This is a genomic window from Streptomyces lydicus (assembly GCF_000717345.1).
GTDB classification, from domain to species: domain Bacteria; phylum Actinomycetota; class Actinomycetes; order Streptomycetales; family Streptomycetaceae; genus Streptomyces; species Streptomyces lydicus.
In genome coordinates, this window is the sequence record NZ_JNZA01000006.1 from 22,201 (window position 1) to 45,568 (window position 23,368).

Annotated in this window: 29 protein-coding genes and 1 riboswitch; of the genes, 10 read left to right on the plus strand and 19 right to left on the minus strand. The window is 72.5% G+C overall.

Features of this window, described 5'->3' with window-relative positions:
• The first annotated feature begins 246 nt into the window (after positions 1–246).
• Positions 247–1,647 carry a PP2C family protein-serine/threonine phosphatase gene (locus OO62_RS06560; RefSeq protein ID WP_033266285.1) on the plus strand — a complete coding sequence of 467 codons (1,401 nt, stop codon included), beginning with the start codon at positions 247–249 and terminating at the stop codon, positions 1,645–1,647.
• A 31-nt stretch (positions 1,648–1,678) separates the two neighbouring features.
• Here the strand turns inward: OO62_RS06560 and OO62_RS06565 are convergent, their stop codons facing one another.
• The 4 genes from OO62_RS06565 to OO62_RS06580 form a co-directional block, all read right to left on the minus strand.
• Positions 1,679–2,026 (minus strand): DUF2516 family protein, encoded by a 348-nt coding sequence (locus OO62_RS06565; protein ID WP_033266286.1) that lies wholly within the window; start codon positions 2,024–2,026, stop codon positions 1,679–1,681.
• Between the two features lie 156 nt (positions 2,027–2,182).
• Positions 2,183–2,806 (minus strand): hypothetical protein, encoded by a 624-nt coding sequence (locus OO62_RS06570; protein WP_033266287.1) that lies wholly within the window; start codon positions 2,804–2,806, stop codon positions 2,183–2,185.
• A gap of 33 nt (positions 2,807–2,839) precedes the next feature.
• Positions 2,840–3,307 carry a helix-turn-helix domain-containing protein gene (locus OO62_RS06575; RefSeq protein ID WP_033266288.1) on the minus strand — a complete coding sequence of 156 codons (468 nt, stop codon included), beginning with the start codon at positions 3,305–3,307 and terminating at the stop codon, positions 2,840–2,842.
• Positions 3,308–3,418: 111 nt separating this feature from the next.
• Positions 3,419–4,390, minus strand: coding sequence for a helix-turn-helix transcriptional regulator (locus OO62_RS06580; protein ID WP_206738425.1), 972 nt, complete (start codon positions 4,388–4,390; stop codon positions 3,419–3,421).
• Between the two features lie 124 nt (positions 4,391–4,514).
• Between OO62_RS06580 and OO62_RS06585 the strand changes: the two genes are divergently transcribed.
• Both OO62_RS06585 and OO62_RS06590 read left to right on the plus strand, forming a co-directional pair.
• A complete protein-coding gene (locus tag OO62_RS06585) occupies positions 4,515–4,982 on the plus strand; it encodes a DUF3224 domain-containing protein (protein ID WP_063738979.1) in 468 nt (155 codons plus the stop codon).
• Positions 4,983–5,072: 90 nt separating this feature from the next.
• A complete protein-coding gene (locus OO62_RS06590) occupies positions 5,073–6,137 on the plus strand; it encodes a hypothetical protein (RefSeq protein WP_033266290.1) in 1,065 nt (354 codons plus the stop codon).
• Here OO62_RS06590 and OO62_RS06595 read toward each other — a convergent pair.
• Entirely contained in the window at positions 6,110–7,021 is a 912-nt protein-coding gene (locus OO62_RS06595) for a putative protein N(5)-glutamine methyltransferase (protein ID WP_398741927.1), read from the minus strand. The two genes, OO62_RS06590 and OO62_RS06595, sit on opposite strands and share 28 nt — an antisense overlap.
• A 616-nt stretch (positions 7,022–7,637) precedes the next feature.
• Here OO62_RS06595 and OO62_RS06600 point away from each other — a divergent pair.
• The 3 genes from OO62_RS06600 (at position 7,638) to OO62_RS06610 (ending at position 9,543) form a co-directional block, all read left to right on the plus strand.
• On the plus strand, positions 7,638–8,063 hold the full coding sequence (locus OO62_RS06600; protein WP_033266291.1) for a hypothetical protein: 426 nt from the start codon (positions 7,638–7,640) through the stop codon (positions 8,061–8,063).
• Positions 8,060–8,377: a winged helix-turn-helix domain-containing protein gene (locus OO62_RS06605; RefSeq protein ID WP_033266292.1), complete on the plus strand. Its 318-nt coding sequence runs from the start codon at positions 8,060–8,062 to the stop codon at positions 8,375–8,377. The genes OO62_RS06600 and OO62_RS06605 overlap by 4 nt, the downstream gene beginning before the upstream one ends.
• Before the next feature lie 173 nt (positions 8,378–8,550).
• Entirely contained in the window at positions 8,551–9,543 is a 993-nt protein-coding gene (locus tag OO62_RS06610; protein ID WP_033266293.1) for an aldo/keto reductase, read from the plus strand.
• Positions 9,544–9,621: 78 nt separating this feature from the next.
• Here OO62_RS06610 and OO62_RS06615 read toward each other — a convergent pair whose 3' ends face one another.
• Together OO62_RS06615 and OO62_RS38840 are read right to left on the minus strand one after the other, a co-directional pair.
• Positions 9,622–9,996: a VOC family protein gene (locus tag OO62_RS06615; protein ID WP_033266294.1), complete on the minus strand. Its 375-nt coding sequence runs from the start codon at positions 9,994–9,996 to the stop codon at positions 9,622–9,624.
• Positions 9,993–10,697 carry a TetR/AcrR family transcriptional regulator gene (locus tag OO62_RS38840; protein WP_051732842.1) on the minus strand — a complete coding sequence of 235 codons (705 nt, stop codon included), beginning with the start codon at positions 10,695–10,697 and terminating at the stop codon, positions 9,993–9,995. The genes OO62_RS06615 and OO62_RS38840 overlap by 4 nt, the downstream gene beginning before the upstream one ends.
• Before the next feature lie 260 nt (positions 10,698–10,957).
• On the opposite strand from OO62_RS38840, the gene OO62_RS06625 reads away from it, so the two are divergent.
• Positions 10,958–11,368 carry a VOC family protein gene (locus OO62_RS06625; protein ID WP_033266295.1) on the plus strand — a complete coding sequence of 137 codons (411 nt, stop codon included), beginning with the start codon at positions 10,958–10,960 and terminating at the stop codon, positions 11,366–11,368.
• A 172-nt stretch (positions 11,369–11,540) separates the two neighbouring features.
• Positions 11,541–12,368 (plus strand): class I SAM-dependent methyltransferase, encoded by an 828-nt coding sequence (locus tag OO62_RS06630; protein WP_033266296.1) that lies wholly within the window; start codon positions 11,541–11,543, stop codon positions 12,366–12,368.
• A 21-nt stretch (positions 12,369–12,389) separates the two neighbouring features.
• On the opposite strand, the gene OO62_RS06635 is transcribed toward OO62_RS06630, so the two are convergent.
• Both OO62_RS06635 and OO62_RS06640 read right to left on the minus strand, forming a co-directional pair.
• Positions 12,390–12,743, minus strand: coding sequence for a winged helix-turn-helix transcriptional regulator (locus OO62_RS06635; protein ID WP_033266297.1), 354 nt, complete (start codon positions 12,741–12,743; stop codon positions 12,390–12,392).
• Between the two features lie 139 nt (positions 12,744–12,882).
• Entirely contained in the window at positions 12,883–13,296 is a 414-nt protein-coding gene (locus OO62_RS06640; protein ID WP_033266298.1) for a VOC family protein, read from the minus strand.
• A 236-nt stretch (positions 13,297–13,532) separates the two neighbouring features.
• Between OO62_RS06640 and OO62_RS06645 the strand changes: the two genes are divergently transcribed.
• A complete protein-coding gene (locus OO62_RS06645; protein ID WP_033266299.1) occupies positions 13,533–14,123 on the plus strand; it encodes a TetR/AcrR family transcriptional regulator in 591 nt (196 codons plus the stop codon).
• A 34-nt stretch (positions 14,124–14,157) separates the two neighbouring features.
• On the opposite strand, the gene OO62_RS06650 is transcribed toward OO62_RS06645, so the two are convergent.
• From OO62_RS06650 to OO62_RS06665, 4 genes are all read right to left on the minus strand, one after another.
• Positions 14,158–14,724: an NADPH-dependent FMN reductase gene (locus OO62_RS06650; protein ID WP_033266300.1), complete on the minus strand. Its 567-nt coding sequence runs from the start codon at positions 14,722–14,724 to the stop codon at positions 14,158–14,160.
• Between the two features lie 124 nt (positions 14,725–14,848).
• Positions 14,849–15,280, minus strand: coding sequence for an ankyrin repeat domain-containing protein (locus OO62_RS06655; protein WP_033266301.1), 432 nt, complete (start codon positions 15,278–15,280; stop codon positions 14,849–14,851).
• 154 nt (positions 15,281–15,434) lie between these two features.
• Positions 15,435–16,442, minus strand: coding sequence for an asparaginase (locus tag OO62_RS06660; protein WP_033266302.1), 1,008 nt, complete (start codon positions 16,440–16,442; stop codon positions 15,435–15,437).
• A gap of 55 nt (positions 16,443–16,497) precedes the next feature.
• On the minus strand, positions 16,498–17,043 hold the full coding sequence (locus tag OO62_RS06665) for an RsiG family protein (protein WP_033266303.1): 546 nt from the start codon (positions 17,041–17,043) through the stop codon (positions 16,498–16,500).
• A gap of 409 nt (positions 17,044–17,452) precedes the next feature.
• Between OO62_RS06665 and dtd the strand changes: the two genes are divergently transcribed.
• A complete protein-coding gene (gene dtd, locus OO62_RS06670) occupies positions 17,453–17,878 on the plus strand; it encodes a D-aminoacyl-tRNA deacylase (protein WP_033266304.1) in 426 nt (141 codons plus the stop codon).
• A gap of 56 nt (positions 17,879–17,934) precedes the next feature.
• Here dtd and ygfZ read toward each other — a convergent pair whose 3' ends face one another.
• From ygfZ to OO62_RS06700, 6 genes are all read right to left on the minus strand, one after another.
• On the minus strand, positions 17,935–18,912 hold the full coding sequence (gene ygfZ / locus OO62_RS06675) for a CAF17-like 4Fe-4S cluster assembly/insertion protein YgfZ (RefSeq protein ID WP_033266305.1): 978 nt from the start codon (positions 18,910–18,912) through the stop codon (positions 17,935–17,937).
• Between the two features lie 31 nt (positions 18,913–18,943).
• Positions 18,944–19,381, minus strand: a complete 438-nt coding sequence (locus tag OO62_RS06680) for a Fur family transcriptional regulator (protein ID WP_033266306.1) — start codon at positions 19,379–19,381, stop codon at positions 18,944–18,946.
• 47 nt (positions 19,382–19,428) lie between these two features.
• Positions 19,429–20,445 (minus strand): ABC transporter substrate-binding protein, encoded by a 1,017-nt coding sequence (locus OO62_RS06685; RefSeq protein ID WP_033266307.1) that lies wholly within the window; start codon positions 20,443–20,445, stop codon positions 19,429–19,431.
• A gap of 9 nt (positions 20,446–20,454) precedes the next feature.
• The gene (locus OO62_RS06690) at positions 20,455–21,246 is read right to left on the minus strand and encodes an ABC transporter ATP-binding protein (protein ID WP_033266308.1); all 792 of its coding nucleotides are present in this window, start codon (positions 21,244–21,246) and stop codon (positions 20,455–20,457) included.
• The gene (locus OO62_RS06695; protein ID WP_033266309.1) at positions 21,246–22,289 is read right to left on the minus strand and encodes a FecCD family ABC transporter permease; all 1,044 of its coding nucleotides are present in this window, start codon (positions 22,287–22,289) and stop codon (positions 21,246–21,248) included. The genes OO62_RS06690 and OO62_RS06695 overlap by 1 nt, the downstream gene beginning before the upstream one ends.
• 151 nt (positions 22,290–22,440) lie before the next feature.
• Positions 22,441–22,512, minus strand: a riboswitch (cobalamin riboswitch).
• A gap of 29 nt (positions 22,513–22,541) precedes the next feature.
• A complete protein-coding gene (locus tag OO62_RS06700; protein WP_033266310.1) occupies positions 22,542–23,129 on the minus strand; it encodes a heme-binding beta-barrel domain-containing protein in 588 nt (195 codons plus the stop codon).
• Between the last annotated feature and the right edge of the window lie 239 nt (positions 23,130–23,368).

A 23,368-nucleotide genomic window follows, 5' to 3' on the forward strand; every position in this document is an offset into this window, starting at 1 on the left:
AAGCGGGGTGATGTTCGTCATTCCGCATTCCGCCCGCCCCAGGTCAAAAGGCTTACCGGCCTGGGCATATGACAATGGCTGATTACCTTCGGCCATTCCCTCCCCCTCCCCACTCCCGCTATGGTCGCCTTTCAGCGCCCGGTGTGTGGCCCGCTCCTGTGACCGACGAGCGGAGCCGAGCCGGGCACGGTGGTGCGCCGGTCGGCGCCCATCGCGCCCCTCGGGGGGAGGGAAGGAAGCAGACCGATGCCCGTACCCGTACCGCACCAGCGGACGGTCGTACTGCCGCACCAGGCAGGACCGGTGGACGACGCCCACGCGCCGGACGCGCAGGTCGCCGGCGCGCCGGGCGCGGGAGTCGCGACGGACCGGAGCGCACCCGCCCCGGAAGCCGCCGCCGGCCGAAACGTTCCGGCCACCGAGCCGCTCCTCGGCGAGCAGCAGGTTCCGGCCGAGCGCGGACCCGCCAATCAGGGCCTGACCCTGCTCCTCATCGGCGAGGACCCCAACAGCCACGTCCCCGACATGTGGGACTGGGCGGGCCGCAAGGTGCGGCTGCGCACCGCCCGCAACCTCACCGAGGCCGAGCGGCTGCTCACCGACGACGTGCACTGCATCCTGCTCGATCTGTCCCCGGCCGAGCCGGCCGACCGCGACCCGGAGCGCACCGGCACCGGCGACGAGCTGGGCATGCTGCGCAAGGTCCTGCGGATGGCGCCCTCGCACGCCGTCCTCGTCCTCACCTACGAGACGGACGCCGAGCGCGCCGCCGATGCCGTCCGCGTCGGCGCCCAGGACTACCTCTTCCGTGACGAGCTGGACGGCGCCGTCCTCAGCCGCGCGGTCCGCTACGCCGTCGAGCGCAAGCGCGCCGACCTCGCGCAGCGCCAGCTCACCGAGTCGCGGATGCTCGCCCAGGAGAACGCCCGCCTGGAGCGCGGCCTGCTGCCCACGCCGCTGCTCGACGGCTCCGACCTGCGCTTCGCCGCGTGCTACCGGCCCGGCCGCAGCCGTGCCCTGCTCGGCGGCGACTTCTACGACACCGTCCGCACGCCGGACGGCACCGTCCACGCGATGATCGGCGACGTCTGCGGCCACGGCCCGGACGAGGCGGCCCTCGGCGTCGAGCTGCGCATCGCCTGGCGCGCGCTGACCTTCGCGGGGCTGTCCGGCGACGAGCTGCTGGCCACCCTCCAGAAGGTGCTGGAGCACGAGCGCTCCGACGACGAGATCTTCGCGACGCTTTGCACCGTCGACATCTCCGCCGACGGCCACCGCGCCGGCCTGTCGCTGGCCGGCCATCCCGCGCCGCTGCTGGCCCGCGCCGGACTGCCCCCGCAGCTGCTGCCCTACGAGTTCGGCGGCCCGGCGCTCGGCCTGCTGCCGAACGCCCGCTGGCCGCGCCGGCAGGTCGAACTGGGCGCTTCCTGGAGCCTGATGATGTACACCGACGGCCTGATAGAGGGCCGCATCGGCAAGGGCAACCAGCGCCTGGGCCAGGAGGGGATGACCGAGCTGGTCGGCCGCCGGATGGCGGCGGGGCTGCGGGGCGAGGAACTGCTGGACGCCGCGGTCCGTGAGGTGCGCGACCTCAACGGCGGCGAACTGACCGACGACGTGGCCGTCCTGCTGCTGGACCGCCGCTGACGGCAGTGCCGTGACCGCGGGGCCGGTGCGCTCAGCGTCCGCCGTTGTACGGCCCGTACGGCCCGTCCGAGCTGGAGCCGCCGCCGCGCCGCGGGCCGCGCCCGCCGCCACTGACCTCGCGCAGCGCCGGCCGCACGTCGACGGTGTAGACGATCACCGCGATCACGCCGATGACCGGCAGGAACGACATGATCGGAAGGACGAACAGCAGCGCGGTGGCGAGGGCGAGGAAGATCAGCCACATGCCCTTGCTCTGCTTGCTCGCGGCGCGGTAGGCGTCCTCGCGGCGCACGGCCGCGTCGATCAGCATCACGGCGGCATAGATGCCCAGGACGAGCTGTGCCCAGCTCAGAAGGTTCTGGAACCCGTAGATCAGCACCGCCGTCCACCGCCCGTTCGTCAGTCGTGTCGTTTCCGGTCCGCCACGGCGGCCCGCCGTTCGTGCGGCCCACCGTACCCGGACAACGGGCCGGGCACGTCAAGTGTGCCCGGCCCGTCCGGTGAATCCGATGTCCTCAGCGAACCGTGAGCCGGCTCACTTCGCGGACGGCGGGGTGCTCTTCTTCGCCGGGCCCGGCGCCGGCTTGCGCTGCGCGACCGGCTTCTTCGCCGCGGCCGGCTTGGCCGGGGTGACGGGGGCGGACTTGGTCTGCGTCTTCGCGCCGTTGGCGGCACCGGTGCGCGGGGTGGGCTTGCTCGCCGGCTTCGGCGCCGGATCCGGCTCGATCGCCACCGCGACGTCCTCGGTGCGCTCGGCCATCTCGCCGCGCCAGGTCGCCACCGCGCCCCGGCCGCGCTCGGCCAGCTCCTCGTAGCCCTCACGGGCGCGCACCGCGGTCTCGGCGACCCGGCCGACACCCTGGAGCGCCAGCTCCTGCGCCTGGTCGCGGAACTTCTTGAAGTCGCCGTCGAGCGACTCCAGCAGCTCGCCCAGCTTCTCCTGGGCGTCCTTGGCCTGCTTGGTGACCAGCGCCTGGACGTCCTTGGGGTCGGTGCTGCGCACGGACTCGAAGCGCTTGGGCGCCTCGGTCCGGATCTTCTCGACGATCTGCGGCACCTCGCCGAGCTTCTCGGCGGCCAGGTCGACGGTGCCGGCCAGGGCGTACAGCGGGGTCGCGTCGGTCAGAGCCTTGCGGAGGTCATCGGGGTTGATGGCCATGACGTTGTTCCTCCTGGAAACGGAATCGGTTGCTCAGGTGGCGTGCGGGCCGCCGTCGGCCTCTGTCTCAGGGGAGTCCGTGCCGGGTTGTCCGGATACGGTGCCCGGTTCGCTCTCATGCCCGCTCGCAGTGCGGTCCTCACCGCCACCGACCAGCCCGTTCTCCTTGCGGAAGGACTCGTAGATCTGCAGCAGGACCTGCTTCTGCCTCTCGTTCAGCGCCGGGTCGGTGAGTATCGCGGTCTGCACCGCGGCCCCGTCCAGCCCGTGCCGCTCGTCCAGGATCCCGGCCTGGACGTAGAGCGTCTCCGCGGATATCCGCAGCGCCTTGGCGAGCTGCTGAAGGATCTCCGCGCTCGGCTTGCGCAAGCCGCGCTCGATCTGGCTGAGATACGGGTTCGACACCCCGGCGGCATCCGCGAGCTGCCGCAGGCTCAGCTGCGCGGTGCGCCGCTGCTCCCGAAGGAACTCGCCGAGATTGCCGACGTTGAGTGATGCCATGTATCGATGGTGCCTCCTCGTGCTAACTATTGCAAGCAAGCGCTAGCAAAAGTGTGACTCGGGGGCTGGGTGCTGGGTACTGGGTGCCTGTCGGGTGCCGCGCCGGACGGGTCAGGGCGCGGCCGCGTAGCGCTGTGCCAGTTCGGCCACCGCCCTGGTCACGGCCTCGCGCAACGCGGGCGGCCCGAGCACCTCCGCCTCGACGCCCAGCCGGAGCAGATCGCCGACCGCGACGGCAGGTCCCTCGACCGGCAGCTCCACCGCCACCCAGCCCTCGGGGTCCGGCGACCCGGCCTCCTGGAGCGCCCGGGTGCCCGCTGCGCCGAAGTACATGGGCAGCAGCCGCTGCGCACGAGGTGAGATCCGCAGCAGCGCGGTGTCCTGATGGAGCGCGGCCGCCAGACGCTGCGAGGACCCCTCCCAGTAGGCGGCGAGGGCGAAACCGGCCGGCCGCTCGAAGTCTTCCCCGGTGGCCTCCACGGCCAGCACCCGCGCGATCCGGTACGTCCGCACGGTCTCGTCCGCGAGCGCCACCACGTACCAGATGCCGCCCTTGAGGACGATGCCGAGCGGACGCAGCTCCCGGTGCACCTCGCCGCCCCACCGCCGGTAGTGGACGCGCAGCACGCGCTGCTCCCACACCGCCCGGGCGACGGCCGCCAGATACGGAACCGGCTCGGCGTCCCGGAACCAGGCCGGTGCGTCCAGATGGAACCGGTCCCGTACCAGCCCCGCGCGGTCGGCCAGTTCGGCGGGAAGGGCCGCCTGCACCTTCAGCTGAGCGGACGCCAGCACCGCCCCGAGGCCCAGGTCATGCGCCGGGCCCGGCATCCCGGAGAGGAAGAGCGAACCGGCCTCGGCGTCGGTCAGGCCGGTCAGTCGCGTGCGGTACCCGGCCATCAGGCAGTAGCCGCCCGCCGGCCCGCGGTCGGCACGGACCGGAACGCCCGACGCGCCGAGCGCCTCGATGTCCCGGTAGACGGTACGGACGGACACCTCCAGCTCGGCGGCGAGCTCGGGGGCGGTCATCCGGCCGCGATTCTGAAGCAGCAGAAGCAGGGAGAGGAGCCGATCGGCACGCATGGTGGCCATTGTCCCGCGTACCTGACAGGAGATGTCAGGTACGGCGCACAGGCTGGTCACACACGCCGTACGGGAGCCCGTACGGAAGCGCCCGCTCATCGCAGAGTTCACCGAGAGGACAGCCATGCCCACACGCACCACCGGCCACTTCACCTTCGCCAACTGGGAGGAGCGCACCGTCAGTCCGGACGGGACGAGCCCCACCCTCGCCTGCGCCTCCGTCACCAACGCATACTCCGGCGGTATCACGGCCGCCCACACCACCTGCGAGTACGTCATCGTCTACCGCCCGGACAAGACCGGCACCTTCACCGGTATGCAGGTACTCACCGGCGGGCTCGACGGGCGCGAGGGCGCCTTCGCCGTCGAGGAACGCGGCTGGTTCGACACCGAAGGTGCCGTGCACTGCACCTTCGAGGTCGTCGCGGGATCGGGCACCGGCGATCTGGCCGGCCTCGGCGGCACCGGCAGCTACACCGCCAGGCAGGGCGAACCGTCCGTCGTCTACACCTTCGACTACCACCTCCCCACGCCGCCGGTCACCGGATCCACCCGCTTGGTCACCGACTCCACACCCTCCGTCACCGACTGAACGACCGGCAGTGCGGCGGGAGTTCCCCGTCCACCGCACCGGAGAAACCGCGGCAGGCACGGGCGGGGAGGATGGGAAACAATCCCGCCCATGACCGTTCCCCATACCGATCCGCACGCCGATCCGCACACCCCCCTCACGGGCGAACCGCTGGCCGGTCTCGCCCAGCGGCTCCGCGCCGCGGAGACCGGCGGCTGGAGCGCGGACGGCGCCCGCGCCCTCGTCGAGCAGCTGGGCCGCCGGGACCGCACCGCCGGCGGCCCGTCCGCCGGGGACCTGAGGCTGCGCCCGGTCGGCCCGTCCGAGGAGCGGTACGTCAAGAAGGAGGCGTACCTGGAACTGGCGGTGCCCGTGGCCACTGCCGCACCGGACGCCGCCAGTCAGGCCCGCGCCTTCCGCGCGGCGAAGGACGAACTCGCCGACGCCCTCGGCGAACCGTCGAGCATGGGCTCCTACGGGACCCTGGGGCCCTACCACGGCTCCACGCCGGCCTGGGGCGCACCGTTCCTCCGCTGGCGGGGCGCCCAGGACACCCTCGAACTGCGCGCCGGCCATCACGGACCGGAGCTCGTCCTCGGGCCCACCGCCCCGCTCGAGGCATGGCTGTGGAGCCTCGGCCACGGTGAGGAGCACGCAATCAGCGGCTTCCTCGGCACCCGGAGGTGCCCCGCCAACACCGGTCTCAGCCTCCCCGGCCGCTGGACGGCGCGGAGCTGGCAGACTGCGACCGAAGCGCTCACCGCCTTCTTCGCCACGCTGCCCGCCGAGTGCGCCGCGCTCGGCATCGCCAAGGTCATGCGGATCTACGGCCGGCTGGACGGCGGCGCGCCGTGCCTGTTCGACATCGATGCCGACGACCGGCTGATGGTCGCCTCCTACGCGGAAGACGACCTCGACGCGGCCTCGTTCGGCTGGGGCACCGTCGCCGAGCACCCCCGCAGCCGGGACACCTGGCCGGACACCTCCGATCCGCGGTGGCGCTTGGACGCGGGCGGCCCCGGGGAGCCGCCCGCCCGCGCGTTGGCGGAGACGGTCGTGGCGACGGCCCGCGCGGAAGGGGTCGCAGGTCCGGAGGGCCTGCTGCTGGGAAGCGAGGCACAGGACGTCGGCGAGTACACGGTGACGTACTACGGGCTGGGACTCGCGGTCGTGTGATCCGTCCCCGGAGCGGGCGAGGGAGCCGTACGGGCGGAGCGCCCTGCGGTTCCTCGGGCGGAGCGCCGTGCGGTTCTCTCTGCCCCCTTCGGCTCCTCCGGTCGGGGTGCTGTCGGCGGCCGGGTGCCGATGACGACCGTCGCGTACAGCTCGTCGGAGACGGCCACCTGGGGGAGCAGTCCGCGACGGGTGAACTCCTCCACGGCCAGCGGCGCTTGCCGTTCGCTCGTCTCGACCAGCAGATGACCACCGGGGGCCAGCCACTGTGCCGCCACCGCGGTGACCCGTCGCAGTACGTCGAGCCCGTCCGCGCCGCCGTCGAGCGCCACCAGCGGCTCGTACTCGCGCGCCTCCGGGGGCAGCAGCCCGACCTCTTCGGTCGGTACGTAGGGGACGTTGGCCACCAGGATGTCGATACGGCCGCGCAGCCCGGTGGGCAGCGGGGCGAACAGGTCGCCTTCGTAGACCGTCCCTCCCAGGGGGGCGATGTTACGGCGGGCGCAGCGCACCGCGGCGGGCTCGATGTCGGCCGCGTACAACTCGACCCGCCCCATTGCGGTGGCCAGTGCGGCACCCACCGCGCCGGAGCCGCAGCACAGGTCGACGACGACCGCGGGCCGCGAGGGCGGGCGGCCGGCCCGTCGGCCGAGACCTACGGCCTGGCCCACGAGGAATTCGGTGCGGCGGCGCGGTACGAAGACCCCCGGATCCACGGCGATCCGCAACCCGTGGAACTCCGCCCAGCCGAGGACGTGTTCCAGGGGCAGGCCGGCGATCCGCCGCTCCACCATGGCGGCGAGCTCGTCCGGTGTACGCGCGGTGGTGAGGAGCAGCTCCGCCTCGTCCTCGGCGAAGACGCAGCCGGCCGCGCGCAACCTGCTCACGAGGGCGGAGAGGGGGAGCGGCGCTGACGGTGCGGGAGTGGGAGGTGAGGCGGGGGAGGAAGCGGGGGCAGCGGAAGTGACCCCGGGCCGGTACGGGGCGGGGACGGGTGAGGCGGGGGACGACAGCTGAGGAGAAGACATCCGGGACGACGGCTTGGGACGTGACGGCATGTGAGCCTTTCGGGGCGCCGAGGGCGCTTCCCGGATCACGTGTGCCGGACGGTCACCTGCATCGGGTCTACCGCACCGGCGTGAGACGGGAGCGCCTGCCTGATCTGGCGGGGAATCGGTCTCACCTCCTCGGTCGGTCCACCACTGGGACCGCAACAGTACCTGAGCTGCGGCGCCCCGCACAGGTGCAAGCCGCCGCCGGGGCCGCCGCGCGCCGGCCCGACTGCGACACGTCACCACTGCCGAGGGCGGACATCCGAGAAGGGGCACGCCCATCCGCCGAACGAATGAACGGAAAGTACTTGTCGGATTGGAAAGTACTTGGCACGATGAATGCACAAGGCCGGGAGCAGAGCGGGCGGCAGAGCCGTGACGGCGAACGCCCGAAGGACGCCCGGCGAGGGGAAGAGTCGGGGTACCCGACGCACAGTCAGGGGGGACTGGCATGACGGAGCAGGCATACGCAGCCGAGGACGCGGCGGCCGCACTGGCCCGCGCACAGGAGCTGAGCTCCACGGTGCGCGAGGGCGCGAAGTGGTACGTGCGCTACCAAGTGATCTACGGCTGCGCCGCCGCGGTCGTGGTGCTCGCCATCGGGCTGCTGGGGCATCCGTACGGGGTGGCGATCGGCGTCGGCTTCTGGGGTGTGGTCATCGCCGGACTGTCGGTCTACTCGGCCCGACAGCACGTCGCCCGGCGGGGGTTCGGGCGGTGGCATGCCGGCATGATCGTCGCCTGGGCGTTGCTGTACGCCGCGGTCCTGGTGCCCGGCACCATCTGGTTCCAGGGTGCCGTGGCGTGGTGGCTGCCCGGCGCACTGGTGGTGGCCCTTCCCGGGCTGATAGGCGGCTACATGGAGGCCCGGCGGTGACCGCACCGATAGAGGGAAACCACCCGCGCCACGGGCTGGACGAGGTGATTCACGCGCCGGTGCGTTTCTCCATCGTGGCGACGCTGGCCGCGGCCGACAAGGCGGAGTTCGCCTTCGTCCGCGACACCGTCGAGGTGAGCGACTCGGTGCTGTCGCGGCAGGTCGCCACCCTGGAGAAGGCCGGCTACGTCGCCGTCACCAAGGGCTACGTCGGCAAGCGCCCCCGCACCTGGCTCGCGCTGACGGCCGGCGGCCGGGCCGCCTTCGCCGACCACTGCCGGGCGCTCCGGGCGATAGCGGGCGACACCACCTGACGTTCGCCGACACCACCTGACACCCGCCGACACCACCTGGCACCCGTCGGTGGTCACCGGCCGCCCGCAGGCACCGCCCGTTGCCCGGCGGCGTGTTGACTTGGAGTGCGCTCCAACTCCTAGCGTTCTCACGGGATTCCGGGACAGGCCCGGTCCAGGAGGTATCAGAAGCAATGACCACGACCAACATTCCTACCCGCAAGCTCGGCGAGCTGGAGGTTTCCTCCCAGGGCCTCGGTTGCATGGGGATGAGTCACGGTTACGGGGAATCGGACGACAAGCAGTCGATCGCGACCCTCAACCGCGCGCTCGACCTCGGCGTCAGCCTGCTGGACACCTCCGACTTCTACGGCGCCGGCCACAACGAGGAGCTCATAGGGCGAGCCATCGCCGGCCGGCGGGACGAGGTGGTGCTGGCCACGAAGTTCGGGTTCGCCAACGTGCTCGGCCAGCCGACCACGATCCGGGGTGACGCCGCCTACGTACGGCAGGCGTGCGACGCCTCGCTGCGCCGGCTGGGGGTCGACCACATCGACCTCTACTACCAGCACCGCGTCGACCCGGAGGTGCCGATCGAGGAGACCGTCGGTGCGATGGCCGAACTGGTCGAGGCCGGCAAGGTGCGGCACCTCGGACTGTCCGAGGCGAGCGCGGCGACGCTGCGGCGGGCACATGCCGTGCACCCCATGGCCGCGCTGCAGAGCGAATGGTCGCTGTGGACCCGCGACCTGGAGCAGGAGATCGTGCCGGTGTGCCGTGAACTCGGCATCGGATTGGTGCCGTTCTCGCCCCTCGGGCGCGGCTTCCTGACCGGCCGCTACACCTCGGTGGAGGGGCTGCCGGAGTCCGACGTACGCCGTACGCAGCCCCGCTTCGCCGACGGCAACCTGGAGCAGAACCTCGCCATCGTCGAGAAGCTGAACGAACTCGCCGCCGACAAGGGCGTCAGCGCCGGACAGCTCGCCCTGGCCTGGGTGCAGCACCGCGGCGACGACGTGGTGCCGATCCCCGGTACCCGCCGGCAGAAGTACCTGGAGGAGAACCTCGGCGCCCTCACCGTCGAGCTGTCCGCCGACGAGCTGGCCGCGATAGATGCCGCGGCCCCCGCCGCCGGGATCGCCGGGACCCGCTACGACGAGGTGAGCATGACGTTCGTCAACGGCTGAGCGCCCCTGCGAACGTGTGGGCGTGCGGGACCGCGAGGGCGCGGGGGCGGTGGGTTCGGTCGCAGGGACGGGGGAGGGCTACGCCGGGGACATGACCTCGTAGAGGTTGCCGAAAGCGTCGCGGAAGAACAGCCCGCGGGCGCACAGGGGGTGGTCGATGCGGCCGTTGTCGGGGGTGGCGGGGTCGTTTCCGTAGGGGACGCCGGCCGACTCGATGCGGGCGAGGATGCCGTCGAAGGTCTGGGGGGCGACGTCGAAGGCGAGATGGTGGCCCTCGGCCTCGGGCACGGTCATGAAGTCGAGGGTGAGGGACTCGTTCACGCGGACCGGCGCGAAATGGCCCAGGCGGCCGGCCGGCGGAAGCTCCGGCAGTCCCATGACCGAGGCGAAGAAGTGGGCGGCCGCGCGGTGGTCGGCGGCCGGAACGATGGTGTGGTTGAGGGTCACGGTCATCGGTCACTCCCGGGGTGCTTGAGGCTGCCGTGCAGAAGTACGGCGATGAGTTCTTCGGGGGAGAGCGGGGCCTCGGCGCCCGGCGCCGGGGTGTGGAGCCGGGTGAAGAGGAGACCGAGGAAGGCGGTGGCGACCTTCTCCGGACTGAGGCGGCAGGCGTCGCGGTCCGGTTCGATCAGCTCGACGACACCGTCGCGCAGCGCGAGGAAGGACTGCGCCCGGGCATCGGGCGGCGGTCCGGCCCCGTGCTGACCGTCCCGACCCTCGCCCCGACCACCCCGGCCGTCTCGACTCTCCCGCCCGTCTCGACCTTCCCGTCCGTCTCGACCTTCCCGTCCGTCTCGACCCTCCCGACCGTCGCGCCCCTCCCGGCCGTCCGGGCCGCCCCGACCGGGGCGGAGGTGGCCGGACGCGTGCAGGGCGCCGACGACGGTGCCCATCCGCTCCATGTGGGCGCGCAGGGCCTCGGCGGCCTCGGTGAGGCGTACGTCGAGCGGCTCGTCCAGGGAGATCGTGGCGAGTTCGCGCAGGACGTGGTCCGTGCCGACCGCCTCGGCGACGCAGGCGTCGAGCACCTCGTCCTTGTCCTTGAACGCGCGGAAGATCGTCGCCTCCCCGATGCCGGCGGCGCGGGCGATCTGGCTGGTGGTGACGGCCGCCCCGTACTCCGCCACGAGCGGCAGCGCGGCGGCCACGACCATGGCCCGCCGCTGCTCCACGCTCATTGCGGGCGCGCGACGGCGGGGCTGACTGGCTTGTGGTGGCATACGAAGACCGTACGGAGTGAGTACTCACTCCGTCAATGGGTGCGACCGCCGCGTCCGCTGCTGCCGCCTTCCGCGGGCGCGCAGGTGCCGGCCGCTCCCTAGAATTTGGGGAGCGGGATTTCGGGGAGCGCGACAAGGGCCGGTGTCGACGGTCGCTGTGCGGGGCCGTCGTCCGTACGGAAGGGCGGCGCGCCATGGACTGGAAGCTTGAGCTGGTGCCGGTTCCGGTGTCGGACGTGGAGCGGGCGAAGCGTTTCTACAGCGAGCAGATGGGCTTCGTCGTCGATCACGACATGTGCGTCGGGGACGAGGCGCGCATCGTTCAGCTGACGCCACCGGGCTCGGGCTGCTCGATCGTGATCGGAGCGGGGACCGGGGTCACGGCGGTGCCACCGGGGTCGGTGCAGGGGTTGCAGCTGGTGGTGTCCGACATCGCCGCGGCCCGCGCGGAATTGGTGGAGCGGGGCGTGCCGGCCGGCCCCGTGCAGCACGTCGAGGACGGGGCGATGGCGGAGGGGCCCGGCGGGGCCTGGAACTCGTTCGTCTACTTCAGCGACCCGGACGGAAACGGCTGGGCCCTGCAGGAGTGCCCGGCGGAGGAGTGACCGCCGGACGGGCGATCGACGGAGGGGGACGGGCAAGCGGAGCACCACGGGGCGGAGCACCGCGGGGCGGAGCGACGGGGGCGGAGCGACGGTGCGGAGGGTGTAGCGGGGCGGACGGTGCGAGCACGCGGATTCTGCGGCGGGGCGGGGCCGTTGCTCCTACGATCGGCGGATGGCGACGGTTCAGGAAGCTTTTCTGCGGGCCTTCCACGCGACGCACCCCGCCGTGACGACCCGGGCGATGGCCCGAGGGCGGTCGGCGGACGGCCGGTCCAGTTACGAGCTGCTGCGGGACCGGGTGACGGGGTGCAGGCGGGTGCTGGATCTCGGCTGCGGCGACGGACTCCTGCTGGAACTCCTGGCCGCGAGCGGGCCCCCGCGATCCGCGCTCGCCGGCGTGGACCTGTCCGTGGAGGAGCTGGCGCTCGCGCGCCGCCGGCGGGGACTCGGGCGGGCCGGACTGTGTGCGGCCCGGGCGCAGCAACTGCCGTTCCGCACCGCCCGGTTCGACGGTGTCGTCTCGCACATGGCGCTGATGCTGATGGGCGAAGTGGAGCAGGTCGCGGTCGAGTTGGCGCGGGTGCTGGAGCCCGGCGGGACGCTGGCGGGCGTCCTGGGCGGCGGTGTGGCGGACGGTGAGACGGAGGCGTACGGGGAGTTTCTGCGGCTGGCCCGGCCGTTGTTCCGGGCAGCGCCGGCGGAACAGCAGATTCCGTCGCTCGGCGACCGGCGGCTGCGGACGCGCGAGGGGTGGGACGCGGTGTTCGTCCCGGCCGGCTTCGGGCCGGTGGCGTGGGAGACCGTACGGATCGATCTGACGGGATCGCCGGAGCAGGTCTGGGCGACCGTGGGCGGCTTCTACGACCTCGGCCCGCTCGACCCGGGCGTACGGGCCGACCTGCGGGCCCGTTTCGCGGCGGAGTCGGCGGCGTCGGCCCTGCCGGACGGACGGATTCCGTGCGCGATGACCGTCCACCTCGCCACGGCGGTGAGGCAGTGAAGCGGCGGTGCAGTGTGCGGGCTAGGCCGGATGGCGTTGGGGGTACGTCGCTTCCAGGTGGGTCATGTGGGCGCGGCCCCAGGCCCCGAGGGGGGCCAGGGCCTCGTTGAGGGAGGTGCCGGCCTCGGTGAGGGAGTATTCGACCTTCGGCGGTACGTGAGGGAAGACCTCGCGGTGCACGATGCCGTCGGCTTCCAACTCGCGCAGCTGCTGCGTCAGTACCTTCTCAGTGATCTTCGGCAGGCCGCGCCGCAGCTCACCGAAGCGCTGCGGCCCCTGCGCCAGGGCCCACAGCAGCAGCACCTTCCATTTGCCGTCGATGACGTCCACCGCGGCGTCCAGCCCGCATTCGTACGGGCCCTTGCGTGCGCTCATGGTGCGAACTCCCCCCTCGCGAAGCCCTCCGGGCGATCCCGTTCCCCGGCCCATTATCGGCCAGGCGGCCGCCCCTTCCCCTCGGCCTCGCCCGCCCGCCCCTCACGCCCGGGCCTTGCTCACAGCCCCCGGCCCTTGCTCACAGACCCTGGGCCTTCAGCCACTCCGGGTCGGGGTCGATGGTCTGCAGCACCTCGATCAGGGTGCCTTCGGGGGCCCAGACGTTGAAGCGGCGCTGCCCCCAGGGCTCGTCGCGCACCGGCGCGGCGATCGGTACGCCCTTGGCGCGCAGGGCGGCCTCCTCGGCTGCCGCGTCCTCCACGAGGAAGCCGAGGAGTACGCCGCCGGTCTTCTGGGCGCGGAAGTCCTCCGGCATGGCCTCGTGGCCGCGCAGGGTGAAGTCCAGGTGGTGGTCGGGGTGTTGGGGGTGCTGGAGGCTGGCGTACCAGTCCAGTTCCACGATCGGACGGAAGCCGAAGTGGTCGGTGTAGAAGCGGGTGCTGGCGGCGACGTCGTCGGTCAGCAGGGCGGTGCCGAGCTTGGCGAAGCGCATGGTGATCCTCTCCGTTCGCGGCCGGCCCGTCCGGCCACGACAACAACGTCAGTTGTAGTACTTTAGATGTAGTGGTTGCAAGCCCTTTTGCTGCAGCAGTTGCCGGCACGTTGCGGAAGCAGCTGTGGTGACGTTGCGAAAACAGCTGTGGTGGCGTTGCGGAGGCACGTTGTTGTCACGCGAGCGGCCGTCGGCCGGAGGGAGCGGGAACGGGATGGAGCGAGGAGGACGAGGCAATGGTGCGTAACCCCGAGCGGCGCGCGGCGCTGGTGGATGCCGCGATCGAGGTGCTGGCGCGGGACGGAGCCCGCGGGCTGACCTTCCGGGCCGTCGACGAGGCCGCGGGCGTGCCCAAGGGCACCGCCTCCAACTACTTCGCCAACAGGGACGCCCTGTTGGCCCAGGTCACCGGGCAGATTCACCAGCGCATCGCGCCCGACCCGGACGAGGTCGCGGCCGTGATGGCGGCGCCCCCGAGCCGGGAGCTGGTGGTCCACCTGATGGGTTGGATCAATCGCCGGGTCGCCGCGGACCGCACCGGCTATCTGGCGATGCTGGAACTGCGCCTGGAGGCGACCCGGCGCCCTGAACTGCGTACGGAGCTGACCCGCACCATCCGGGCCACGCTCGACGACGACATCAGCTTCCACCTGGACAGCGGGCTGCCCGGTGACCGTACGGCCGTGATGCTGCTCTACCTCGCGATGACCGGGCTGATGCTGGAGCAGTTGACCCTGCCGGGGGTGGTGCCGGTGGAGCAGACCGAGGGGCTGATCGCGGCACTCGTCGAGCGCGCGATCGGCCCTGACCCGGAGGGCGCGCCCTAAGGTCTGTCCGACGAGACCCTAGGGGCCAGGGGCGTCAGCCGCCGTACGGACGGGCCTCGCGGGCCTCGCGCAGCGCCACGGCCCACCACGTCAGCTGGTCGAGCAGGGCGTCGGCGGCCCGGGTGGCGGGGGCCGGGTCGTGCAGGCGGCCGGCCTCGTCGAAGAGGTTGCCGGCGAGCGGGAAGCTCACCGTCTCGCGCACCGTCGTCGCGTGCAACTCGGCGAAGACCAGACGCAGTTGCTCAATGGCGCGCAGGCCGCCGGAGATTCCCCCGTACGAGACAAAGCCGACCGGCTTGGCCTGCCACGGGGCGTGCAGCAGGTCGATGGCGTGCTTGAGCGGGGCCGGGAAGGAGTGGTTGTACTCCGGAGTGATCACGACGAACGCGTCCGCCGCGTCCACGCGCTTGGCGAAGGACGCGTACTCCTCGCTGCCGTGGCGGAGTTCGTACGGGCGGACGGTGTCCAGGTCGATGACGTCCACGTCGATGTGGGCGTGGCTCTCGGTGTGCCGGGTGAACCAGTTCGCGATGACGGGCGCGAACCGGCCCTCCCGGGTGCTGCCGATGATCACTGCGAGGCGGTACGAGTGCGCGGACATGCGGGGCCCTTCGTGGCGTGGCGGGGAGTCGCGGACGGCGGTGTCGCCGTCGGAACCCGACGCTAGGACCTCAAGCGAAGTTGAGGTCAAGCGTCACCCGGATGAGCCCCCGCCGCGCCCGGCCTCACTCCGCCCCGAAGAGCTTCAGCAGTTCCGTCTTCTCGAACATCCGGGCCGTCTCGATCGCCGAGGGGCTGCCCGCCGACGGGTCCGCGCCGTGCGCGACGAGGGCCTTGACGACCTCGTCCTCGCCCTTGAAGACCGCGCCGGCCAGCGGCGTCTGACCGCGGTCGTTGGGCCGGTCGGGGTCGGCCTCGCGCTGGAGCAGGGCCTCCACGGTGGCCGCGTGGCCGTGGTAGGCGGCCAGCATCACCAGCGAGTCGCCCTTGTCGTTGGTCAGGTTGGCGGGGACGCCCGCGTCCACGTACGCGGCGACGGTGTCGGTGTCGCCGTGCCGCGCCAGGTCGAAGACCTTCGCCGCGAGCTGCAGTACCTCGGGATCGTGCGCGTGCTCGATCGACTCGGGTCCCCGCGGCTCGGGATTCGCGTCACTCATGGTCGCCGGCCTCCTGCTGTGGTGGATGTTGCGTGTGTGCCCTGTCATCGCCACTTTATGCAGGCCATGGCCGTTGCGGCAGCGGTCGAGGGGCCGATGGTGGCGGCCGGCCCGGGGAGCGGCACCCGGTCCGGCCGCACCGGCGGCACACGCGTCAGAACGCCGCCCGGATCTCCCCGACCCGTACGCCGCCGCCCAGCAGCGGGGCGTCCTCCAGGCGCGCCAGCACGGGGGAGTCGACGCCCATCCGGCGCAGCAGGCGGGCGAGGATCGGGCCCAGGGTGCGCGTGGCACCGTCGTCGATCTTGAAGGCCAGAGCGCGGCCGTCGGGCAGCGCCACCGCCTGGACGGCCTCGGCGCCCATCTTCGACAGGGTGCCGGGCAGCGCCTGCATCAGCCAGGTGTCGGGGCGCCGGGTGCCGGCGACGTACTCCGGGTGGGCGCGCATCGCGTCCGCCACCCGCCGCTCCGGGGTGCCGGGGTCCGCCAGCACGAAGTGCCGGAAGGCCCGTGCCAGGCCGGTCAGGGACAGCGAGAGCAGCGGCGCGCCGCACCCGTCGGTGCCGACATGGGCGACCTCCTCGCCGCTCGCCGCGCGCACGCCCTCGGCCACCAGCTGCTGGAGCGGGTGGTCCTGGTCGAGGTACGAGGCCAGCGGCCAGCCGTTGCGCGCGGCGGCGGCCAGCATCGCGGTGTGCTTGCCCGAGCAGTTCATGGCCAGCCGGTCGCGGACCCGGCCCGAGGCGAGGTAGGACTCCGCCTCCTCGGGGTCCAGCGGCAGGTCCGGCGGCGTCTGCAGGTGGTCCGGGGTCAGCCCGTGCTCCGCGAGCATCGTCCGTACGAGGTCGAGGTGGAAGGACTCACCGGAGTGGCTCGCGGCGGCCAGCGCCAGCCGCTCGCCCGACAGCTCCAGGCCCGCCCGCAGCACCGCCGCGGCCTGCATCGGCTTGTTCGTGGAGCGGGGGAAGACCGGCGCGGCCACGTCGCCCAGTGCCGATTCCACACTGCCGTCGGCCGCCAGCACCACCAGCGAACCGCGGTGCCGGCCCTCGACGAAACCGGAGCGCACGACCTCGGCGAGGACCGGCGGGACCGGCGCGCCGGCGCTCGCCTCGGGTGCCGGGGCCTGCTCGGGTATCGGGGTGGGCGAGGACGAGGTCATCGGCGGCCTTCCGGGTGTGGGAGTGGGAGACCCACCGCCCGGGGCTTGTGGCCGCTCAGGACAGCAGGTCGTCTACTTGCGCTTCGCCTTCACGGTACCGGCGGGCGATTTCGGCACTGCAGTCGTCGGTGGTGCGCTGCAGCGACGAACGGCGCCGCGACACCTGCCGTTCGTAGCGGATCAGCCGGCTCATCGCGTCGTGCAGCTCCTGGTCCGTGCGCGCGGTGAGGTCGGACAGCTCCACCTCACCGAGCATTTCCTCCGCCAGCCTGCGGTACTCCTCGCTGTGCGGGGTGCCGAGGGTCACGTGCCGGGCCGAGGAACGGTGCCGCGACGGCAGGTCCGCCAGGATCTCCGGCAGCCGGTCCAGCAGCGGCGAGTGCTGGGCGGTACGGCGGGCGATCTCGGCCCGCAGGATGTCGATCCGGCCCTGCAGCAGCCGCCGCAGATAGCTCAGATCGGCCTCCTCCTGCTGGGAGTCGCGCCGCACCACCCGCAGCTCGGGCAGCCCCAGCCCGGACAGATCGGGATCGGTGGCCGGGCGGCAGGGGTCGCGCTGTTGCGGGGGGCGGGGGTGCTGCGCCTGGCCTGCCTGGAGCATGGGGCCGTCCTCGGTGCCGGCGGGCTCGAAGCGAGCCGCTGCCGTGGTCGTCGTGGTGGGTGGGGAGGTGGTGGCGGTGGTGGTCGACGTCGTGGAGGCGGATGGCGGGGCCGGAGGGATGGGGGCCGGCGCTCCGGTGTCCGGTGCGGCGGAGGCCGCTGCGGGGTGTCCGGTCGATGTCGTACGGGCGGCTGGTACGGGACCGGGTGTCTGTCCGGCGCCGACAGTGCTCATGAATGATTCCGTCCCCTCGTCCGGTGCCGCGTCCAGGGCATGTTGTCCGTGAAACGCACCACGTGCACGCATCGTGCCACTCTGGGCGGTCCTTCTGCAGGGCCATGGCACCCGAACGGCCCCCGTAGGGGCACGGCTGTCCGAAGGCGCCCGGGCGACCGGCATCATGGCGGGTATGCGAGCTGTGGTGCAGAGAGTTGACGGTGCCCGCGTCGAGGTGGCGGGCGAGACGGTCGGGGAGATCGTCGGGGAGGGGCTGTGCGTGCTGGTGGGGGTCACCCACGACGACACCCCGGAGAAGGCGGCACAGCTCGCCCGCAAGCTGTGGTCGGTGCGGATCCTGCAGGGCGAGAAGTCCTGCTCGGACACCTCGGCACCGCTGCTGGTGATCAGCCAGTTCACTCTCTACGGTGACGCCCGTAAGGGCCGCCGCCCCACCTGGAACGCGGCGGCCCCCGGGCCGGTCGCCGAACCGCTGGTCGACGAGGTCGTCGCGCAGCTGCGGGCGCTGGGCGCCCATGTGGAGACCGGCCGCTTCGGCGCGCAGATGAAGGTGTCGCTGACCAACGACGGACCGTTCACGGTGCTCGTCGAGGTCTAGGGGCTGTCGGAAAGCCGGCCGGCGCCGCCGGGGGCCGGCCCCGGCGGCTGCCCGGGCTACGGCTCGACGACCACTTCCTGCGCCGCCGCCGTGCCGCCCGCCATCAGCTCGGCGTCCACCGGCACGTTCCGCTTGACCAGCGCCAGCGCGATCGGGCCGAGCTCGTGGTGGCGGGCCGAGGTGGTGATGAAGCCGAGCTGGCGGCCCTCCTCGCCGTCCGAGGCGAGCCGTACCGGGGTGCCGTGCGGCGGCAGATGGACCTCGCTGCCGTCCAGGTGCAGGAAGACCAGCCGGCGCGGCGGCTTGCCCAGGTTGTGGACCCGGGCGACGGTCTCCTGGCCGCGGTAGCAGCCCTTCTGCAGGTGCACCGCGGTGCCGATCCAGCCCAGCTCGTGCGGGATGGTGCGGTGGTCGGTCTCCAGGCCCAGCCGGGGGCGGTGCGCCTCGACGCGCAGCGCCTCCAGCGCCAGGATGCCGACCGCCGGTCCGTGCGTGGCGGCGAAGGACTCCAGGTCGGCGCGCGGCAGGAACAGGTCGCGGCCGTGCGGGGTCTCCCGTACGACGGTGCCCTCGGGCGTCCCGGCGATGGAGCCGGCCGGCAGGTGCACCACGGCGAACTCGGCGGTGCGGTCGGCGACCTCGACGCGGTAGAAGAACTTCATGCTCTCCAGGTAGGCGATCAACGCCTCCTGGCCGCCCGGCTCGGTGTGCATCCACGTCGTCGCGCCGTCGTCGACGAGGTAGACGGCGTGCTCGATGTGCCCGTGCGCGGAGAGGATCAGCGCCTCGGTGGCCCGGCCGGGCGGGAGTTCGCCGACGTGCTGGGTGAGCAGCAGATGCAGCCAGCTCAGCCGTTCGGGTCCGGAGACGGTGACCACGCCGCGGTGCGAGAGGTCCACGAAGCCGGTGCCGCCGGCGAGGGCGCGCTGCTCGCGGAAGAGGTCGCCGTAGTGCGCGGCGACGCCTTCGTCGGGGGCCTCGGCGGGGACGGCGCCGGGCAGCGACAGCAGGGGGCTGGCGTTCGGATGCAGCATGGGGCCAGCCTACGACTCGTGGTCCACTGCCTCAGCCGTCGCCCTGGGCGGCCTTGCGCTGGCAGGACGCACACCGCCCGAAGATCGCGAAGTGCTTCATGTCCGTCTCGAAGCCGAACTGTTCGCGCAGCGTCGCGGTGAACGGCTCGGCCACCGACAGATCCGCCTCGATGACGTCCGTGCAGTCCCGGCAGACGAGGTGGATGTGGTGGTGCCGGTCGGCGAGGTGGTACGTGGGCGCCCCGTGCCCGAGGTGGGCGTGGCTGACCAGGCCCAGTTCCTCAAGGAGTTCCAGGGTCCGGTAGACGGTGGAGATGTTCACCCCGCCCGCCGTCTTGCGCACCTCGGTGAGGATGTCGTCCGGGGTGGCGTGTTCCAGCCTGTCCACGGCCTCCAGCACGAGCTGGCGCTGGGGGGTCAGCCGGTATCCGCGCCTGCGGAGGTCGCTCTGCCAGTCGGTGGTCACCACACAGCCAGTGTAGGAGGAGCGGCGTCGGGCGCGCAGGCGCCGTCTCCTCAGCCGTCGGCCCGTACGCCGCGCAGATAGCGGGCCAGCGCGCTGACGGCGGCCGGGTTGCGGGGGCTTTCGACGAGCTCGGCGTAGTCCATGACGTAGATCCGGTGGTGCTTGACCGCCGAGACGCCGGCGAGCGGCGGGTAGGACATCAGGAACGCCTTCTTGCGGGCGGCGGAGGTGTCGCCGTAGTCGTTGATCACGATGACGTCGGGGTCGCGGGCGACGACGGTCTCCCAGCCGACGGTCGTCCAGGAGTCCTTGAGGTCGGCCATCACGTTCACGCCGCCGGCCTTGCCGATGATGTCGTGCGGCCCGGCGTAGCGGCCCGCGGTCAGCGGCTTGTCGCGGCCGTCGTCGTAGAGGAAGACCGAGGGACGGCGGCCGGGGGCCGGTGCCTTCGCGGCGGCCTCGGCGACCTGGCCGCGGTACTTCTTCACCAGGGCGGCGGCCCGGTCCTCGACGTGGAAGATTTTCCCGAGCGTCGCCAGGTCGGTGTAGAGCGCCTCCAGGGGCGGCATCACGCCGCGGGCGCCGCCGTCCCTGCCGTGGTGGCAGGACTCGGTCAGCACGTAACTGCCGATGCCGAGCTTCCGGAGGGCGGCGGGGGTGAGGCCGTTGTCCTCGCCGAAGCCGTAATTCCAGCCGGCGAAGACCAGGTCGGCCCGGGCGTCCAGGGCCATCTCCTTGGTGAGCGCCTTCTTGGAGAGCCAGGGCACCTTGCCGTAGGCGGCCTTCCAGGGCACGGCGTCGAGATCGCCCTTGTCGTCGGGCATCACATAGCCCGCCATCCGGTCCTCCAGGCCCAGCGCGAACATGATCTCGGTGATGCCGACGTCGTTGGTGACCACCCGGCGGGGCACCGTGTCGTACGTCGTGCGCACCCCGCAGTTCTCGACGGTGACGGGACGGTGGCCGGCGGACCCGGCGCGGTCCTTCCCGTCACCGGCGACGTGGGCGCCGCAGCCGGTCAGGGCGACGGCGAGGACGGTGAGCAGCGCTGCGGGACGGCGGGACATGACGGGTCCTTAGGAAGAGGCGGGCGGGACGGTCTGCGGGAGGCGGTCGAACAGCAGCTGGACGGCGCCCGACACGGGGTGCCGTACGCGGTGCGCGCGAACCCCGAAGACCTCGGCCAGCAGCTCCGGGGTGAGCACCTCGTACGGCGGTCCCGAGGCGACGATCCGGCCCTCGGCGATCACATGCAGCGCGTCGCAGTGCACGGCGGCCAGATTGAGGTCGTGCAGCGCGGTCAGCACGGTCAGCCGGCTGTCCCGCACCAGCGCCAGCACCTCCAACTGCTGGGCGATGTCGAGGTGGTTGGTCGGCTCGTCGAGGACCAGCACCTTCGGCTCCTGGGCGAGCGCGCGGGCGATCAGCACCCGCTGCTTCTCGCCGCCGGACAGGCTCAGGAAGCCGCGGCCGGCGAGGTGCGCGGCCCCGACCCGGGCCAGCGCCCGCTCGCACACCGCGGTGTCCGCCGCGCTCGCCCGGCCCGAGCCGCGCTGGTGCGGCAGCCGGCCCATCGCGACGACCTCCGCGACGGTGAAGTCGAACTCCGTACCCGCCTCCTGGGGCAGCGCGGCCAGCAGCCGGGCGCCCGTGCGCGCGTCCATGGCGTGCAGATCGGCGCCGTCCAGCCGGACCGCCCCGGCGGCCGGGCGCAGCGCGCGGTAGACGCAGCGCAGCAGCGTCGACTTGCCGCTGCCGTTGGGGCCGACCAGGCCGACGAGTCCGCCGCTGTCGGCCCGCAGCGTGAGGTCGTGGACGAGACGCCGGCCGGCCACGTCCACGGACAGGTCCTCGACGTCGATCCGCATCAGGCACCGCCCCCGAAGGAGTAGCCGCGCCGCCGCATCAGCAGCACGAAACACGGCACGCCGATCACCGCGGTGATCACCCCGACCGGCAGTTCGACGGGCGCCAGCAGCACCCGCGACAGCAGGTCCACCCACACCAGCAGCACCGCGCCGAGCAGCGGCGCGACGGCCAGCACCCGGCGGTGGTCGGCGCCGACCAGCATCCGGGTGACGTGCGGCACCATCAGCCCGACGAAGCCGATCGCGCCGCTGACCGCGACCACCGCGCCGGTGACCGCGGCGGCCACCACGAACAGCTCCCGGCGCAGCCGCCCGGCGTCGACGCCCAGCGCGGCGGCGGTCTCGTCGCCCATGGCCAGCGCGTTCAGCCGGCCCGCGGAGAGCAGCAGATGGGTCAGCGCGGCGGCCACCGCGACCGCGGCGATCGGCAGCGAGCCCCAGCCGGCCCCGCTGAGGCTGCCGAGCAGCCACATCATCGCCGAGCGGGCCGCCTCGCCGCGGTCGGCGGTGAACACCATCAGGGTGGTGACGGCGGAGAAGCCGTAGTACATCGCGGTGCCGGTCAGGACCAGCCGCAGCGGCGTCAGCCCGTGGGCGGTGCGGGCGGCCGCGTACACCAAGGCCATGGCGAGCAGCGCCGAGACGAACGCGGAGACCGACAGCGCCCAGACGCCGAGCGCGCCGAGCGCCCCGAAGAGCAGGACGGCGTTGGCCCCGACGGCCGCGCCGCTGGATATCCCGAGGACGAACGGGTCGGCGAGGGCGTTGCGCACCAGCGCCTGGACCGCGACGCCGATGGCGGAGAGCCCGGCGCCGACCACCGCGGCCAGCACGGCCCGCGGGAAGCGCAGCTCCCACACGATGGTGTAGGCGGGGACCTCGTCGGGGGCGAGGCTGCCGCCGGTCAGCCCGGCGGCGAGGTAGCGCACGACCTGCGGCCAGCTCACCCCGGCGGCGCCGAGGCCGACGCCGCACAGCAGGGAGGCGAGGAGGACGGCGCACAGCGCGGCCGCCAGGGGAGTGGTACGGGCGGGACTCGCCAAGGGACGTACGCCTCCGGCTCGGGCCGGGAGCGTGCGGGTCCCCCTGCTCCTTGAGAGCGTGGGGGAGGAAAAGGAGCCGCGGCGCGCGGCGCGGGGCCGGGCGGCGTCCCCTCGCAGTCCACGGCGAGTTGTCAGGATCCGACGCCGCCGCGGGTGATCGGGCTCGCGGAACGGATTCCGCTTACCGTTGCGGGTCAGCGCCGGACTCTCACCGGACTTCCCCCGCGGGGCGCGTCGTGCTGTGCGGGCCGGTCAGCCCTGGTACGGGGTGCCGTCCGGGTTGAAGAAGGAGACCCCGTCGGGCATGTCGTCGGGCAGGCTCTCGGCCCACTCCTTCAGGTCGGCGACCTTCTTCAGGTGCGCCGACATGTACGGCCGCAGCGGCACCTCCGGGGTGGCCTTCTCGCCCACCCACATCAGGTCGCTGTTGACGTAGCCGTAGAGCCGCTTGCCGCCGGTGTAGGGGCCGGCGGAGGCGGTGCGCGCGACCGCGTCGGTGACCAGGTCGATCTGCGGCTTCTGGTCGGCCAGCTCGCCGTACCAGATCTCCACCACGCCCTGGTCGCGGGTCATCACGACCTCGACCTTGCGGTCCTCGTGGACGCGCCAGTAGCCGCTCTCGCTCTCCAGGGGGCGGACCTTCTTGCCCTCCTTGTCGAGCACCCAGCTGTGCGAGGTGTATTCGAGGAAGTCACGGCCGTCGTGGGTGAAGGTGACTTCCTGCCCGAAGTTGCACTTCTCGGTGCCCGGGAATTCGGCGACGCCCGCGCCCTCCCAGCGGCCGAGGAGGAAGACGAGCGGCACCAGGGCCGGGTTCAGGTCGGACGGAATCTCGATCATGACAGCTCAGGCGATCTGTAGGCGGGGTCGGCAGCGGCGCGGAGCGCTCCGGTGCAGGGCGGTGACGGGTGGGCGGTCAGCGCTGGCCCTGGTACAGCTTCTTCCAGGTCAGCCCGGCGAACGCGAGCACGCCGACGGCGACCAGAACCAGCAGGGTGGTGAAGAATGCCTCAAGCACGAGCGCGCTCCTCAAAACGGGGTGAGGGTGTAACGGACCGCCTGCGAGTCTAGTCGGCGAC

What these genes read in the sequence shown, in the direction of transcription:
- OO62_RS06615 (WP_033266294.1), bottom strand. Translation starts at nt 9,996, where the DNA reads ATGACCGTGACCCTCAACCACACCATCGTTCCGGCCGCCGACCACCGC.
- OO62_RS06590 (WP_033266290.1), top strand. Translation starts at nt 5,073, where the DNA reads ATGACCGTTCCCCATACCGATCCGCACGCCGATCCGCACACCCCCCTC.
- OO62_RS06630 (WP_033266296.1), top strand. Translation starts at nt 11,541, where the DNA reads ATGGCGACGGTTCAGGAAGCTTTTCTGCGGGCCTTCCACGCGACGCAC.
- dtd (WP_033266304.1), top strand. Translation starts at nt 17,453, where the DNA reads ATGCGAGCTGTGGTGCAGAGAGTTGACGGTGCCCGCGTCGAGGTGGCG.
- ygfZ (WP_033266305.1), bottom strand. Translation starts at nt 18,912, where the DNA reads ATGCTGCATCCGAACGCCAGCCCCCTGCTGTCGCTGCCCGGCGCCGTC.
- OO62_RS06685 (WP_033266307.1), bottom strand. Translation starts at nt 20,445, where the DNA reads ATGTCCCGCCGTCCCGCAGCGCTGCTCACCGTCCTCGCCGTCGCCCTG.
- OO62_RS38840 (WP_051732842.1), bottom strand. Translation starts at nt 10,697, where the DNA reads ATGGTCGTGGCCGCCGCGCTGCCGCTCGTGGCGGAGTACGGGGCGGCC.
- OO62_RS06580 (WP_206738425.1), bottom strand. Translation starts at nt 4,390, where the DNA reads ATGCGTGCCGATCGGCTCCTCTCCCTGCTTCTGCTGCTTCAGAATCGC.
- OO62_RS06625 (WP_033266295.1), top strand. Translation starts at nt 10,958, where the DNA reads ATGGACTGGAAGCTTGAGCTGGTGCCGGTTCCGGTGTCGGACGTGGAG.
- OO62_RS06575 (WP_033266288.1), bottom strand. Translation starts at nt 3,307, where the DNA reads ATGGCATCACTCAACGTCGGCAATCTCGGCGAGTTCCTTCGGGAGCAG.
- OO62_RS06570 (WP_033266287.1), bottom strand. Translation starts at nt 2,806, where the DNA reads ATGGCCATCAACCCCGATGACCTCCGCAAGGCTCTGACCGACGCGACC.
- OO62_RS06650 (WP_033266300.1), bottom strand. Translation starts at nt 14,724, where the DNA reads ATGTCCGCGCACTCGTACCGCCTCGCAGTGATCATCGGCAGCACCCGG.
- OO62_RS06610 (WP_033266293.1), top strand. Translation starts at nt 8,551, where the DNA reads ATGACCACGACCAACATTCCTACCCGCAAGCTCGGCGAGCTGGAGGTT.
- OO62_RS06600 (WP_033266291.1), top strand. Translation starts at nt 7,638, where the DNA reads ATGACGGAGCAGGCATACGCAGCCGAGGACGCGGCGGCCGCACTGGCC.
- OO62_RS06665 (WP_033266303.1), bottom strand. Translation starts at nt 17,043, where the DNA reads ATGCTCCAGGCAGGCCAGGCGCAGCACCCCCGCCCCCCGCAACAGCGC.
- OO62_RS06585 (WP_063738979.1), top strand. Translation starts at nt 4,515, where the DNA reads ATGCCCACACGCACCACCGGCCACTTCACCTTCGCCAACTGGGAGGAG.
- OO62_RS06635 (WP_033266297.1), bottom strand. Translation starts at nt 12,743, where the DNA reads ATGAGCGCACGCAAGGGCCCGTACGAATGCGGGCTGGACGCCGCGGTG.
- OO62_RS06660 (WP_033266302.1), bottom strand. Translation starts at nt 16,442, where the DNA reads ATGACCTCGTCCTCGCCCACCCCGATACCCGAGCAGGCCCCGGCACCC.
- OO62_RS06645 (WP_033266299.1), top strand. Translation starts at nt 13,533, where the DNA reads ATGGTGCGTAACCCCGAGCGGCGCGCGGCGCTGGTGGATGCCGCGATC.
- OO62_RS06690 (WP_033266308.1), bottom strand. Translation starts at nt 21,246, where the DNA reads ATGCGGATCGACGTCGAGGACCTGTCCGTGGACGTGGCCGGCCGGCGT.
- OO62_RS06655 (WP_033266301.1), bottom strand. Translation starts at nt 15,280, where the DNA reads ATGAGTGACGCGAATCCCGAGCCGCGGGGACCCGAGTCGATCGAGCAC.
- OO62_RS06700 (WP_033266310.1), bottom strand. Translation starts at nt 23,129, where the DNA reads ATGATCGAGATTCCGTCCGACCTGAACCCGGCCCTGGTGCCGCTCGTC.
- OO62_RS06560 (WP_033266285.1), top strand. Translation starts at nt 247, where the DNA reads ATGCCCGTACCCGTACCGCACCAGCGGACGGTCGTACTGCCGCACCAG.
- OO62_RS06640 (WP_033266298.1), bottom strand. Translation starts at nt 13,296, where the DNA reads ATGCGCTTCGCCAAGCTCGGCACCGCCCTGCTGACCGACGACGTCGCC.